This is a genomic window from Comamonas testosteroni (assembly GCF_000761245.1).
Lineage (GTDB): Bacteria > Pseudomonadota > Gammaproteobacteria > Burkholderiales > Burkholderiaceae_C > Comamonas > Comamonas testosteroni_C.
In genome coordinates, this window is the sequence record NZ_AWOR01000021.1 from 108,495 (window position 1) to 122,575 (window position 14,081).

General features: G+C 55.9%; 16 protein-coding genes. 2 read left to right on the forward strand and 14 right to left on the reverse strand.

The features are described 5' to 3' along the window. Nucleotides 1-45 precede the first annotated feature (45 nt). The 7 genes from P353_RS05450 to P353_RS05480 all read right to left on the reverse strand — a co-directional run bounded on the left by P353_RS05450 (nt 46) and on the right by P353_RS05480 (nt 6,641). On the reverse strand, nt 46-396 hold the full coding sequence (locus tag P353_RS05450) for a hypothetical protein (protein WP_034366370.1): 351 nt from the start codon (nt 394-396) through the stop codon (nt 46-48). Beyond that, complete coding sequence (locus P353_RS29005) at nt 393-605, reverse strand: hypothetical protein (protein WP_157839516.1); 213 nt, start codon at nt 603-605, stop codon at nt 393-395. The genes P353_RS05450 and P353_RS29005 overlap by 4 nt, the downstream gene beginning before the upstream one ends. 11 nt (nt 606-616) lie before the next feature. Beyond that, nucleotides 617-895, reverse strand: a complete 279-nt coding sequence (locus tag P353_RS05460; RefSeq protein ID WP_034366375.1) for a hypothetical protein — start codon at nt 893-895, stop codon at nt 617-619. A gap of 3 nt (nt 896-898) precedes the next feature. Next, nucleotides 899-1,114 carry a hypothetical protein gene (locus tag P353_RS05465; RefSeq protein WP_034366576.1) on the reverse strand — a complete coding sequence of 72 codons (216 nt, stop codon included), beginning with the start codon at nt 1,112-1,114 and terminating at the stop codon, nt 899-901. Between the two features lie 306 nt (nt 1,115-1,420). Then, complete coding sequence (locus P353_RS05470; protein ID WP_052084726.1) at nt 1,421-3,670, reverse strand: S8 family serine peptidase; 2,250 nt, start codon at nt 3,668-3,670, stop codon at nt 1,421-1,423. Continuing rightward, entirely contained in the window at nt 3,663-4,754 is a 1,092-nt protein-coding gene (locus tag P353_RS05475; protein ID WP_052084730.1) for an AAA family ATPase, read from the reverse strand. Before P353_RS05475 ends, P353_RS05470 begins: the two co-directional genes overlap by 8 nt. A 681-nt stretch (nt 4,755-5,435) precedes the next feature. Next, nucleotides 5,436-6,641, reverse strand: a complete 1,206-nt coding sequence (locus P353_RS05480) for a tyrosine-type recombinase/integrase (protein ID WP_034366377.1) — start codon at nt 6,639-6,641, stop codon at nt 5,436-5,438. Nucleotides 6,642-7,341: 700 nt separating this feature from the next. On the opposite strand from P353_RS05480, the gene P353_RS05485 reads away from it, so the two are divergent. Beyond that, nucleotides 7,342-8,022, forward strand: a complete 681-nt coding sequence (locus P353_RS05485; protein WP_034366380.1) for a phosphoribosyltransferase — start codon at nt 7,342-7,344, stop codon at nt 8,020-8,022. Nucleotides 8,023-8,147: 125 nt separating this feature from the next. Here P353_RS05485 and P353_RS05490 read toward each other — a convergent pair whose 3' ends face one another. The 6 genes from P353_RS05490 to P353_RS05515 all read right to left on the reverse strand — a co-directional run bounded on the left by P353_RS05490 (nt 8,148) and on the right by P353_RS05515 (nt 12,181). Beyond that, entirely contained in the window at nt 8,148-8,459 is a 312-nt protein-coding gene (locus P353_RS05490) for a hypothetical protein (RefSeq protein ID WP_034366383.1), read from the reverse strand. Between the two features lie 70 nt (nt 8,460-8,529). After that, on the reverse strand, nt 8,530-9,312 hold the full coding sequence (locus tag P353_RS05495) for a molybdopterin-dependent oxidoreductase (RefSeq protein WP_034366386.1): 783 nt from the start codon (nt 9,310-9,312) through the stop codon (nt 8,530-8,532). Continuing rightward, nucleotides 9,309-9,962, reverse strand: coding sequence for a cytochrome b/b6 domain-containing protein (locus tag P353_RS05500; protein WP_034366388.1), 654 nt, complete (start codon nt 9,960-9,962; stop codon nt 9,309-9,311). The genes P353_RS05495 and P353_RS05500 overlap by 4 nt, the downstream gene beginning before the upstream one ends. A gap of 35 nt (nt 9,963-9,997) precedes the next feature. Next, complete coding sequence (locus P353_RS05505) at nt 9,998-10,768, reverse strand: IS5 family transposase (protein WP_232776272.1); 771 nt, start codon at nt 10,766-10,768, stop codon at nt 9,998-10,000. 165 nt (nt 10,769-10,933) lie between these two features. Next, entirely contained in the window at nt 10,934-11,368 is a 435-nt protein-coding gene (locus tag P353_RS05510; RefSeq protein WP_034366391.1) for a tautomerase family protein, read from the reverse strand. Between the two features lie 27 nt (nt 11,369-11,395). Then, nucleotides 11,396-12,181 carry an SDR family NAD(P)-dependent oxidoreductase gene (locus tag P353_RS05515; protein ID WP_034366394.1) on the reverse strand — a complete coding sequence of 262 codons (786 nt, stop codon included), beginning with the start codon at nt 12,179-12,181 and terminating at the stop codon, nt 11,396-11,398. A gap of 154 nt (nt 12,182-12,335) precedes the next feature. Here P353_RS05515 and P353_RS05520 point away from each other — a divergent pair, with 154 nt between their 5' ends. Next, nucleotides 12,336-12,836: a winged helix-turn-helix transcriptional regulator gene (locus P353_RS05520; protein ID WP_034366397.1), complete on the forward strand. Its 501-nt coding sequence runs from the start codon at nt 12,336-12,338 to the stop codon at nt 12,834-12,836. A 592-nt stretch (nt 12,837-13,428) separates the two neighbouring features. Here P353_RS05520 and P353_RS05525 read toward each other — a convergent pair. Beyond that, on the reverse strand, nt 13,429-14,046 hold the full coding sequence (locus P353_RS05525; RefSeq protein ID WP_052084732.1) for a YdeI/OmpD-associated family protein: 618 nt from the start codon (nt 14,044-14,046) through the stop codon (nt 13,429-13,431). Nucleotides 14,047-14,081 lie beyond the last annotated feature (35 nt).

Sequence of the window (14,081 nt, forward strand, 5' to 3'; positions counted from 1 at the left end):
AAAACGCCAGTACTGTGTACACGTATGCACAGTGCTGGCGCTGGTTTACCGACTGGCAACGCGTGAATGCAGGTGCGTTGCCATATCGCTCACAAGCCGCAACCCATTGAGCAAACTCACCTGGTTGGAAAGAAAAAACATCAGGCGCGGCAGATCATCTGAATCCTGAAAACTCCCTGAGTCAGCATCTGCAGCAACCAGGCAGCCGATACCTTCAGTCAGATCCTCAAGCTGCATTGCGAGCGTGCCCGCAAACTCAGACACATTGCGCTCAAGCCAAGTCAGCTCTTTCTGGGTCAAGTGAGGTGCAGCACGTACCAGAAGCAAATCCAGCAGGACTCGCAAACTGAACGGAGACATTTGTTCAGCCTCTGGGGCTGGTGCGCTCTTTGTCATTGGGCACCGCCTTTCTCAATGTCGCTACGCATTTCTGCATAGGCGCAGTCGGCAGAATCTGCGGCATCAGAAGCAAGATAACGCCCGATTTCAGCCAAACGTTTTGCATGCAGGCCAGCATCTGGAGCGTTAGCGATGCACACGAAAAGGTGTTCAAGCCAAGTCAGGCCCTCACTGGCTAAACGGATTGATTCCGCATGCATGGTCATGGATCGCACACTCATGCTGCGCCCCCTGCCTTTTCAAAGCCTTGACCGCAATGCCAAAGGCCCATGCCGCCAATAATTCCACCGCCCGTAGCTTCATCAGCCAGGCAGCCCACACCCTGTGCCAGCGCCTGTGCGGCATCGACCAGGCGGGCGCGCTCCCAATCTTCCTCACAGGTCTGAGCAACCAGCAGCAAGCCATTGAGTGCGGCCATCTGGGTTGCAATGCTCTGCATGAGCATCTGCAGTTGCACCAGGTTGTAGCCATCTCGGTCATTGTTTTGCGTTGCCATGGCTCAGCCCTCCATGCACAAGGACAAGCCACGCAGCGCGGCAAGGGCCTGCACGGCCTTGCGTCGCGCGCCGGGAACATTGGCGGCAGGCTGGCGCAGGTAGAACACGGCCATGCTCAGCGCGTTATGCGCATCGGCGTGCAGCTGGATAGGATCAAGGGCGCCCGTAGTGGGCAAGATGGGCGCAGCCTTGCGGCTGGCCAGGGTGATTGCGGTCATGGTCTGGATTCCTTCGAGAATCAAGCGAACCACCATTGCGTTTTCAAGCGCAGCAGGTGGACGGGATGTTGAAAACACGCTCGAAGACGTGCGGCCATCCTTACGGGTAGACCCATCCCGCCCGTAACCATGGGGGAGCGATGCAGGCGCACCAGTCCCCAGAATTTGGGCGTGACAAAACCCCGCTTAATGGTGGGGGTTGCGACCTCTTCGAGTTTGGTGTTTTCAAGCACCGGGCCTCTCGGCTTGCCACGATTGTGCCATGAAGTACGGCATGAGCGCCAAGCTTTGATTTGGCTTTTCTGTTCAGGTTTGAATCTGAGTGCGCAGTGCAACCTCATTGAGGACCTTGAACTGGTTCAGCACACGAGTTGAAAGGTCATTCACATTGGGCACTTTGATACGCACAATCAATGCAAAGGGGAGCGCACTTGGCTGCTGCTCTGCGGGCAGCAATTGACCATCGGTGCCCTTAAGAGCGCTCTCGTCGCTAGCCCCCTCTTCCCGCCCTTGATAGCGGATCACAAAACACGGATCTGTCATCTCGCTAACAGAAATGCGGCGTTGATGATGCCTGCAAGTTTCCCATTTCAATGCGTCTGCACGTAAGTCTTGTTCAGCGTCATATTCCGTCTTACTGAAAAAACTCTTCGACTTTTTACCGTCTGGCTGAAAGCGAATCTCAAGGCCAGCTCTGGTGTAACTCACGGGATGAGCTGGATCAATGGGTGCACGATAGGTAAAAGTTGCCGCAATAGTAGGCTTGAGCTCCAAGGGCAATCCTGCGGGCAACGGAATCTTCGCTTTCAAAGGCATTCCTTTAGCAATGAGGCCTTGGTACATAACCACAATCTCATCATCCGGCGAATAAAGGATGTCTTCGACCGCAGCAGGAAGCACCCCCCAACCGACCTCCGTCTGATCATGCTTATATGGGTTGAACTGCGCACGAGAAACCAGCAAAGCATGCAACATGATCGGATCTAGCGACTCATGCACAGTAGCCTGCACACCTGCTGCAAGACGTAAGGCTAAAGGCGCTGCATAGCTGGTCCCTGCTCGATGGCGTATGACATGAGCGGCTGGATCGACAATACGCATCAAATCAGTTGCAGAGCCCCCAAACGCTACTGCATCTGGCTTAACCAACCCCGGGCTTCTCCCTGGCCCCAAGCAGCTGTAGAACGCCCGAGCTGCTTTGCCATGATGACCATCGCTAGCCCCCACAGCAAAGGCATTGACCGCGTCCCCCGGCGGCTGAATACGCCCCAGATCACGCCCCTCATTGCCATCATTACCGACAGCAACGGTCATGAACAAATCGCCAAAGGACAAAAAGTCATCCAATCTAACAGTCCATTCGTGCGGATCATCATCGAAGATGGGTACACGAGGGCCCAAACTCAGATTCGCCAGCGAATAAGGGCGCCCGCTGTCTCTTGCAGCCTGCAAAGTACTGATGATTCTGTCGATAACATCAGCTGCCTGCATATCGCCTGAGGTACTGGGCAATACACGCACATGATCGACATTGCAGTATGGGGGGGCGATCGTATGCTGTGTCGGCTCAATCGCACCAAACAGAAAAGCAGAGGTAACAGCCTGACCATGCTCCAGTTGATTGGGCTGTGCTGCTGCTAGATCCGGGGCATCAAGAGCATTTACCCATGGCAACAAATTCGGCGTGAAGCCTCCATCAAAAATCACAGCCCGCATGGACTCATCGACAGCCGCCTCAGTAGGAAGCGACGGAGCAAAAGCCAGTGAGCGAGTCATGCCAGAGTCTGGAGCGATTGGATCATCCGTAAGCACCGGCATGTTACGGATGGCTCGTAAGTGGGTGAATGACTCAACAACCCCGATAAACTCTTGTGCCGCGTCAGCCTTGATTTGCAAAGGCAAAAACGTCAGCCCTCCAATTGTTCTGGCGCGTTGATCGTCAAAACGGGCATTCAGTCCACGAGCTAGATCAAAAAATGCCCGGTTGATATCCAAATCATTGAGCGATGCGTGCAAAACGACCTCGACGTTACCGTCGAATTTCGTGAAATTCAAACCATGCTTGCGATCCTGTGGAGAAAAAGGATCAATGCTTTCCAAGCAAACGAAACAATCTTGCACCTTCTTGGACGTCTCCGTATCCGCTAGCAACGCCGACGCCCGCACATAGCTTTCGGCTGTCCCTGCCACGATGAGCACTGCCGTCGGCAAACGCCTTGGAGGTTTACCTCTCACCATCTTGCGCGGGGTGATATCCACGGCACGAGATCCAATAAGCCGCAGCCCAGCATTGCCTAACAACGAGGTTGGGAAATAGCTTTTAGCCAAGAACTCGGGATGGATAGTGATCTTGGCAGCGATCTCGCTGCGAGGTGCCAGCTTGGGGTTTTGGTGCAAGGCGGTCTGGGCCAACTTGTCCAGCATCGGCCCAAAAAGGGAACGTTGCTGCTCGATGGTGTAGGGCCTTGGCTTAGGCCGGCTATTGGCTTTCCAGTCCCCATTTTCGATGAGCTTTTCACCCTTACCAATCAACAGATTCCCTTTTGACTCAGCCATGATCGTCTCCCTGAATAGTTTTCAAATCTCGTAACACAGTGGTATGAGTAGTACGAAGCTGCTTGGCGATCTGATGGGAGCTATGCCCTGCACTATGAAGCAGGCGAACCATCTCTCGACGCGTTTGAATAGTCGTTTTCTGAGTACTCTGCTCTTGCGCACACAACTGCAGTGCTGTGGAGAAATCCATCTGATCCAACAGGGCGCGTTTCCTTGCCTGCATGACCAAGCGAGTTACGTCCGATAAAGGCCGCCCTTCAAACTTGGGGGCAAGTGCAGTTGACAGTGGTCCGGGTACATCCAGGGTCCTAAGGATCTGTGCAATTTGAGATCTCGCAGGAGCAGGAAAGCGAATATTCAGCTCAAAACGGCGCAGCATTGCCGGGTCTAAGACGTCCTCGAAATTGGTTGCTGCAACCAGCAAAGAGGGGCCATTCCACGAATCCACTGCCTGCAGTAATACGTTAACAACCCGCTTCAGCTCACCTATGTCCTGCAAGTCATCACGCCGCTTTCCCAGAGCATCAAATTCATCCAGAAAAAGCACGCATGGTGTGGCCTGCGCATAGTCGATCACCTGAGTGATGTTTTGCCCTGTTTTCCCAAGATAGCTGCTGATAGTGGAAGAGATATTCAAGGTAGCCAAAGGCAGCCCCAATTGCTGGGCAAGCCAACGCGCTGCCAAGGTCTTCCCTACGCCAGGCTGACCATGCAGAAGAACGCTTCGTACCGGTGTAAGACCAGCAGCCTGCAGCACTGAAAGTGACGACCACTCAGTGGTGATCCGGTGCAAGTCTGCCTCCACCGTATCAGACCAAATAGGCTCCTGCTGAAGCAGTGGAGCCTCTTCTATGGCCAAAGCCTCGGGCACATTTGGCCGTGAAACGACATTGGGAGCAAAACGCGTCAAGGAACTTGGTGCAGCGCTCAGGCCTGCAGAGATGGCCTCCGACAGCTCAGGGGAAGTCCTTCGTATCAACTGCGCGAGCCGCATACCCCGAAGCCTGAAGCGCGTGGCGTGGCCACCTGCACCTTCCTGCATCAGTGCAGCCCACTCTTTTTTTAATTCTTCTTTCATGGTCATCTAGTGCACTTTGGAATATTTTGGAACATAGATGCAATTATGTTCCAAATTCACCAGGAATTGAGCACTCGATTTCAAAGTCTTAGCTTTGAAACCTCAAGAGCAGCTCAATAGCACGCGCAGTGCCCTGAAGTTCTTGCCTGCAAGGGGTGCTGCTCCAGGGGAATGCCTTTCGCGTGCATTTCCCGCGCTGTCCGCCCACATGCACCACCGTGCGGCCCAGCGCCAGCACAGGCCAGCCAGACACAGGTGCGCGCCATTGGCCCAAGCCCCATCACCCAGGCTTTGCCGCGCCTTTTTCTGGAGCCATGCACGCGCCCAAAAGCCAGATGCAGCACAAGCAGGCAAGAGGCCACAAACAAAGAGAAAAAGGTGAATATTTCATATGAAGAAAAACTCTTCCTTATGTCCCCAACTTGATCCCACTTTGACCCCAAAATGTCCCCAAACTATTTGATAGCGCTAAATCCTTTATTCATGAGTGTTTCAAGGCTATAGGCTTTTCAGGCAACGCCGTGTCCCCATGTCCCCACAGAAAATCATCTCCTACGCAAGTTGATTTGCCTTTCGGGCCGCGCCGCCGCCTGGCATGGGGGCACAAAAAAGCCGCCTCGGTGGGCGGCTGCTGGACTGAGTGCAGGCGTGTGGCTGGCGCTGCTGGCTGGGTCTGACCTGGCCAAGCTACCCGGCGCGCTGGCGCAGGTGCAGCACCTTGCCGGTTTTGCAGCCCTCCAGGTAATCGGCCCACCATTGCAGCAGCTTGGTGCGCTCGGCCATGTAGGTGCTGCGGTGGTAGGCGGCCCGCACTTCGTTGCGTTCCTTGTGGGCCAACTGGCGCTCAATCACATCAGGCCGCCATCCGGTTTCATTGGCCACGGTGGAGAACAGCGCCCGAAAGCCGTGGGCTGTTGCCAGGTTCTTATAGCCCATGCGGGCCATGGCTGAATTGAAGGTGTTCTCGCTCAGTGGCTTGCTGGGATAGAAGGGACTGGGAAAGATCAGCTCACGCCCGCCGCTCAGGGTATGCATCGACTGCAGCAGCTCCAGGGCCTGACTGGACAACGGGATGCGGTGCTCTTGCCGCATCTTCATGCGCTCGGCGGGAATGGTCCACATGGCTGCATCCATGTCCACTTCATCCCATCGCGCACCACGCACCTCGCCTGGGCGTGTGGCGGTCAGCATCAGCAGGCGCAGGGCATGCACTGTGTGGGGGTCACCGTCGTAGGCATCCAGTTGCGCCAGGAAGGCGGGCAACTCTTTCGCATCGAGCGCGGCACGGTGCTTGACTTCACGCGGCTTGAGGATTTCGGCGGGCATCAGGTCCAGCATGGGGTTGCTGTCCACACGGCCATGGATGACGGCCCAGCGAAAAATCGCCTTGACCCGCTGCAGCACCCGCCCGGCTTGCTCGCCTGCGCCGCGCGCCTCGACAGCCTTCACGGCATTCATCACCTCCAGCGGTTTGATGCTGGCCAGCGGGCGGGCGCCCAGCGCCTTGAGCACGTTGCTCTCCAGCGATGCATGGATGCGCTCTCGCGTCAGCGGCTCCCACCTGGCCGACTGGTGCTCCATCCACTCCAGGGCCACGGCCCGAAAGGTGTTGACAGACTCATGGACGGCCTTGGACTTGGCGGCCTTGCGCTGCTCGGCGGGGTCATCCCCCGACTGGATGACCTGGCGCGCCTGGCTGGCCAGTTCTCGCGCATCCTTGAGACTCACTGCTGGATAGACACCCAGCGCCAGCCGATTCTCTTTTCCGGCAATGCGAAACTTCAAGCGCCAGTAGCGGCCACCAGCTGCGGTCAGCTCCAGGTAAAGGCCACCGCCATCAAAGTGTTTGCCGGGTTCGGACAGGGTTCTCAGCTTGGCATCGGTCAGCTTCATGGGGGGTATCCTCGACAGTCTGGGGGCACATTTGGGGGCACATTTCTAAATCACATCCAGACTATCGAGCATTCATGCGGGTTTCAAGCCTAAGTGTGAGTTCTGTCGGGGGACCATTTTCTAGTCCGGTAGCTTCCAAAGGCTTCCGGACTTTTTTATTTTTCCTCTGAAAACGGCCTTTTCTTTCCACGAGAGTCCATCAGAGTCCAATAGCATCCACGCACATGTGGGGGTACTTTTGAGGGTACTGCAGCGAAATTTGGGGGCACATTTCATTTGTACCCCCAGGGCGCTCTGCAGGATGTCCCCCCAGATCCTGCCGATGTACCCCCAAGGATCCGGGCCAGATACCCCCACAGGCCAGGGTTCACTTAACCCCCTGCGGTTGCCATCTCAAAACTTACGACTGTCGTCGCAAGCACTGCGGCGGATGCACAGCTTGTGCTGAAAACCTCATAATTTCCCGTAATACAAGATGCAGCCCAAATGCCATGCATTGCGTGTATTGGCGCGGCTTAGGGGTGGGTCGACCCGGTAGTAATTTGCGCTCCACGAAGCGGGCTGGCGCGGCGGGGGCGTCATGGCGCGCCACGGGATTGAGGGCTGGGTCTGAATCAGCCTCGAGAAGTCAACCAAGCTTCCACCCAAAGCGCGAAAATCAGGAGTAGTTCAACGTTTTGAACGGTGAGGAGCCAGAGACATGAAGTGGGATACTCCGTTTCGTGACCGGGCGGAAGCTGGTCAAGCCCTGGCTGCGACTTTGAGGGAGTTTCGTGAGCAAGCCGATGTGCTCGTGCTGGCCTTACCGCGGGGCGGTGTTCCAGTCGCCTATGAAGTTGCCAATGCGCTGGCCCTGCGGCTGGATTTGATCCTAGTGCGCAAACTAGGCACACCCGGCCACGAAGAGGTGGCGATGGGCGCCATTGCCAGTGGCGGCATACAGGTGTTTAACGATGACGCCATCCGTGACCTGCGCATCTCCCCAATGGCCATCGAGGCAGCAATTCACGAGGAAACTCTGGAGTTGCAGCGACGAGACCAGGCCTATAGAGGCAAACGTCCTGCGCCAGTCATGGTCGGGCAACGGGTGATACTGGTCGATGACGGGATAGCGACCGGTGCCACCATGCGTGCGGCGATTGTGGCGGTGCGCCAGCAGGCACCGGCACGCATCGTGGTCGCCGTGCCGCTCGCCCCCGTTGAGACGCTGACGATGCTGCGCCCTCTTGTCGACCAACTGATCTGTCAGCTCACCCCGAAGCCCTTCCACTCCGTTGGTCAGTACTACCGAGATTTCGCGCAGACCACGGATGAAGAGGTGAAAACGCTGCTTCGCCTTGCTTGGCGGAGGGAAACGCGACAAGCAGGCGCCCCTCCCTAAGCGGCAGGTGACGGGCCGTAGCGCGTCAAAGACGGCACTCGAAACGAGTTGCGAAAGTCGCAGATCGGCCATAAGCAGGCGCTGGAGTGGCGAGCAGGAAGTCAGGGCTCGCCACCCGATATTGATTACTTGCTCATCCCGTCCTTAGACATGGAGTCTTTCGACATCCCATCCTTGCCCATGGGACCTTTGGACATCTTGTCCTTGCCCATGTGATCCATGGCGGACTTGTCGTCCTTGCTCATTGCTCCCTTACCCATTCCTTTGTCCTTGCCCATGGCATCTTTGTTCTTGGAGTCTTTACCCATGGCTGGTTTCTCCATAGCCATGTGATCTTTACCCATGGAATCCTTGGTCATGGCATCGGCTGCAAAAACCGAGCCGGCGCACAAAGCCATACACATGGAGAGCGCGGTAGTGGTGAATACGTGTTTCATGATGGTACTTTCTTGGCTCAGGTGGAATAGACGGCATACGCCGCGGTGGAGATCGAAAAGGGAAACGTCGTCAGCTGCCGCCGAACCAGTTGTAGCCCTGGTCTTCCCAGTAGCCTCGGTTGAAGGTATTGCTCACGAAGATGGCCTGTATGTGTTTAGGATTCTTGTAGCCAAGCTTGGTGGGCATGCGCAGCTTCATTGGGAAGCCGTACTTGGGCGGTAGGGGCTGCCCATCCCAGTCGAGGGCGAGCAGTGTCTGCGGATGCAAGGCCGTCGCCATGTCGATGCTGGTGTAGTAGTCGTCGGCACATTGAAAGCCCACATAGCGAGCGCTGAGGTCTGCCCCCACGGCGCGTAGAAAGTCGCCAAAACGTGGCCCACCCCATTTGCCAATGGCGCTCCAGCCTTCCACACAGATGTGGCGCGTAACCTGCGCGTACTGCGGCAAGGCACGCAGCTCATCCAGTGTCCAGCGGCGCTTGTTGGCCACAAGGCCCGTAACCTCCAAAAGAAAGCTGGACGCATCGACCTCTGGCACCTTGCTTTCGTCGTAGAAAGCATTGAAGGGAAACGGCCGGGTGATCATGGAGTCGGGGTAAGTGGGAGCAAGACGTGAGGAGTCGAACAACCAACCCTGCACCTGATCATTGAAGTGCGAGATTCTCGTTAGTGCCGCTTCGGCGGTGGGGTTGTCGTCGATGCTGCACCCACTGAGCAACCCCAGACCACCCAAGGTGAGCCCACGCGTCAGAAACTGCCTGCGCGATGCTTGCGGCAGTTGCTTGTTGATCAGATTGCGAGCTTCCGCAACTACGGCTTCGGCATTGTCCCGGTGCCAGATAGAGGTGCTCATGATGTGCTCTCCTTATCGGTGCTGCGGAATGTGGCGCGACCCAGCAGCATGACGAGCAGCGAGCGTGGGACCAATATGACCATCAGCAGATGTACGGCAACAAAACAGACGATGGCCGCCATGCAGAAGAAATGAATACGCCGGGCCATGTCGTAGCCACCCATGAGCTCACGCAGTAGCGGAAATTGCACCGACTTCCAGATAACAAGGCCGCTGAGCACCAGCAAGATCAGGTCCGCGACGGCGAAGAGGTAGGCAGCACGCTGCACCTGGTTGTAATGACTCATGTCTGCATGTGACAAGCGAGCCGTCAGCGCGAGCCAAGCATCCCGCAATATGCCCCGTGGAGAGACTGGCAGCATGCGGCGTCCAAACCTGCCGGTGATCAGGTTCAGCAACAGATAAGCAAGCCCGTTGAGCACAAACAGCCACATACCTGCGAAGTGCCATTGCAGTGCGCCGCCCAGCCAGCCACCCAAGGTGATGCCGTTTGGGAAGGCGAAGTCAAAAATAGGCGAAGCGTTATAGATGCGCCAGCCGCTCATCACCATGATCAGCACCGCCACGGCATTCAGCCAGTGGGTGATGCGCAACCACAGCGGCTGCAAAGAGGCGCTGCGTTTGGGTGATTGATGTGTGAGGGATGACATGAGTGCATTGTTCAGCGCACCTGGTCTCAAAGTCCTCACGGAAAGCTCAATAAATCGTGATACTTTAGTGCCTGCATGCAGCGATTGCCGCATTGCGGCATGGCGTTGCGCTCCATCACTGCGGCATACACAGGCTGCGTGTCATAGGCACCGTCACCTGTGACGCTCAGCAGTGGCTCGTCCTGCGGCAGTGGTGCCAACTTGTGCCAACAATTGCGGCACCAAGGCCGTATCGCTGACGTTGTTGGAGGTGACGCAGATGGCTCGCACCTGCAGTGTCGGGCATCGATACCGATGTGCAACTTGCGCCATTGACGCCGACGTTCTGCGCCATGCTTTTTGCACTTCCATTCGCCCTCACCGAGGAATTTTGGCCCTGTGGAATCAAGCAGCAAGTTCAGCCCGCCCGAGCTGGGTAGACACGCCACTTGCACATCCAGACTGCGTTGTCTGCGGCACAGCGTGCTGAAGTCCGGAACAAGCCGCAGCAGCCCAGACAACGCCAACAGCGATTGAACAAAGCCGGTGGTCTGTCGCAAGGCCAAGCCAAACAGGTTTTTGATGGTCAGGCAAAACTGGACGGCAGCATCCGAGAATTGGGGCCTGCGCCCGCATTTGCCGCAGGCAGCGGCAAACCATGACATGCCTTTATCCAGCCAGATAGTCAGGGAGCCGCGAGCCTTGAGCGCAGCGTTGTACTGCTTGCAGTTGGTGGTGCGATAACGAGGCTTGGCCTGAAAGAGCTGACTCATCGCCCGAGGTTGCACGGCGGCGGAGCGCGATTTATGCAACAGCGCCTTGCACATGGAGAAGTCCAACCAGAATCGCAGGCCACTGGATCTGAGATCTGCATTTACATCACTTTTTGCTGACTCTATGGAGGTGACAGTGGCGTACTGTACTGACGCCACTTTGCAGAAATAAGGTTGGCCAACTGATGTTGTTAGCCGACGTCACTTATCTAGGCTCCTCTAAGAAGCCTCTGAGCCATAGGGAATAGCACGGTTTTCCTTCCTCCAACGCTGCTCTTCTGGGGTGTTGGGCAATGGAGGTTTCAGGCCATTGACAGTCCACAGTTCAAACGGCGTTTCATCGACGTGTAGCTCCCAGCGAAGTCCACGTGCAGCAACAAACGGCTCCAAGATCTTGGCACAGCCTTGAAGAAATCTTTGTTGAGCCTCTGCATCTTTAATTGAGCGGGCTAGGTGTGCGATGGTCACTCTCACGAAATCATCTGTTGGCTCGCCTCCAATATAGAAGCTGGACTTGGATAGTTCATGGAAGAACACATTGACATAGAAGCGTGGGAGAAAGCTTTCATACATGCCAGTGATGCACTGTGCAATAGATTGCTTGTCTTCTTCCGAGAACGCTTTTGCGGGATGGTAAATTTTCCAGAGGGGCATAGTGAACTTTCAGTGAATTGAACAAGCTCAGTGGCTATAGCGTTCTGCGGAAGCGCCGCTTTGAGTGACACCGTGGACCATGACGGAGCGAGCTTGCTCGAACGCATTCCATGAATCCATGCTGCCCAAATTGGGGAAAGTCACCGCCTCGCCCTGGTCATAAGCCGCCAAAGCCGTATCAACCAGTGTTTCGGGACTCATGAAAAGTTGATCTGGAAACGGGGCAGGTGTGTCTCCGAAGAACTCGGAGCGAATGGGACCCGGCATCACCGCTTGAACTCTGACCCCGCTGTTTTGAAGTTCGCTTTGCAATGCACGTGAAAAATTGAGCACATAGGCTTTGGAGCCGCTGTAGCTGCTCGCACCTGGAGCAGGCATCAACGCCAGGATGGACCCAATGTTGATGATGCTGCCGCTCTTGGCTGCAGCGAAACGTTTTGCTGCAGCCATCGACAGACGCGTCAGCGCGATCACATTCACCTTCAGCATAGCGGCGACTGCGCTTGTGGGAACCTGAGCAGCCATACCCAAGGCTCCCGAGCCAGCGCAGTTGATCAGAAAACTTACGTCAGAAGCATCAGAGACCAATGCTTCGACGCGAAGCAGATCTGCTTCATTTGCGAGATCTGCTTGCGCAACCTCGATATGCCGACGGTGTTTTATGCGTAATGCAACGGCCAGCTTTTCAAGGCGCTCACGTCGACGCGCAATTAGCACGAGGTCATAGCCACGTGCGGCAAGCCGGTCCGCGTAGACAGCGCCAATGCCAGAGGAGGCACCAGTGACTATGGCAGTTCCTAAATTCTTTTCCACGATCGATCTCCAGATGTGTTGCGAAGCATTGACTCTAATTATTAGAGTTACATCATGCTAACTCCAATAACTAGAGTTATGCAAGCAGAAGATCTACAATCAATGCCTTCTTGCGGATCGCGTTGGGTCCATATCTAGAAAATTGGAGTGAGCAATGCGAGCTAAAGGGTTTGAGGGAATGACATGCTCAGTCGCCGATGTGATGGGTGCTTTAGGCGATCGCTGGGGGGTGCTGATCATGCGAGACCTCCTGCTAGGACTCGCCCGTTATGACGATTTAAAGCAATCGACAGGCGTGACCAATGCGACCTTGTCAGATCGACTGAGATCTCTGGAAGCGGCCGGTCTGATTGAACGCAGGAAATATCAATCCAAACCTGACCGCTACGAGTACGTTCTTACAGAACGTGGTCAGGACATCAGCTTGGTAATGCAGGCATTCGTTCAAGTGGGTGACCACTGGAACGCGGGCAACTTGGCGGGCCCACCTCTGCAATTTGTGAACAAGCAAACTGGCCACCCTGTGAAACTTGCAGTGATCGACAGTGAACTAGGTCAGCCTGTAGAGGCCCGCGACATCACTGTGATTGCAGGCCCAGGGGCCGATGAGCGGGTGAAATGGCGTTTAGAACGAAACGCTGGCTCACCAACATAGTCTCATCGAATTCGTGACAAAGGCAGGAGTTGCATCGACCGATTGAATCCACAGCCGAATGCCGTCTGTCAAAAAACCATTTTTCCCCAAGCTGTGGGACATCGCATGGGACATGAGGAGTGCAAAAGCCCGAATTTTGCGATGATCTCCTGGAGAACACACAGGAAAAGCAATGCGGATTTCGGCAGAAAAGCTGGTGTAACGGGTTCGATTCCTATCGAGAGGCCAAATTCAAGGCCGCGAAGGTGCATAACCTTCCGGCCTTTTTCTTTTTCCCCTCTGTAGTCTTCAATTCGAAGTGTGCCAAAGTCCATAGAAGCGTGCCGTAATCCGGGGACATCTGAGGGCACATTTGGGGCACATTTAGGGGCGCATTTTTAGGAAATGGGAGCACATTCCAAATGCCCTCAGCTTTTGTCCCCAGGCTTCATCTCCCCACCCGTCACCCAACCCTTTCGCTCGTCGGCGTGAAATCGACCAGCCCTTCTCTGGCGCAGGTATATGAGTCATGCTTTTCGCCGCAGGCACCCAGACAACAACAGGAACACGGGCCGCTCAATACCAAATGCCCATACGCGTGCGAACTTCGCAATCAAGCCTTGGCACGGGGCTTGAAGAGATGGATGGTTTCGCCACGGGCAAGCATTCCCACCAACTGAGCGATGCGCCTGGCGCGCGTCTCGGCTCTCGCAGCCGTCTGGATACGCCACAGTATCGCGTAGCGATTGGAGGCATTGATGCTTGCAAAGAAGGTCTTGGCTGCAGGCTCGGCCTCCAGTGCAGCCTGCAGATCCTCAGGCACCGTGGACGTACGCGCACCGTCGTAGGCCCGCGCCCAGCGCCCGTCAGCCTTGGCTGCCTCTATCTGGGCCTGACCCGGTGCCTGCATGCGGCCCGCCTCAATGAGTCCCTGCACCTTCTCGACATTGATCTTTGACCAGACGCTGCGCGCGCGCCTCGGCGTAAAGCGCTGAAGATAGTGTTGATCGTCAAGACTTTTCTTCTGTCCGTCGATCCAGCCCCAACACAGCGCAATCTCCACCGCTTCGGGGTAGGTGACACTGGGCTCGTTGGAGCCTCGCTTGGCGATCTTGAGCCAGAGGCCATCGGAAGTCGCATGATTCTTCTTCAGCCAGGCCTCGAAGGCTTTGGCGCTCGTGAACAGGGTGGGAGCAAGTTCGAGCGGGATGATGGATTTGACGGTAGGCATCACCTGGACCTATGCGACATGAGCCTGATTGATGG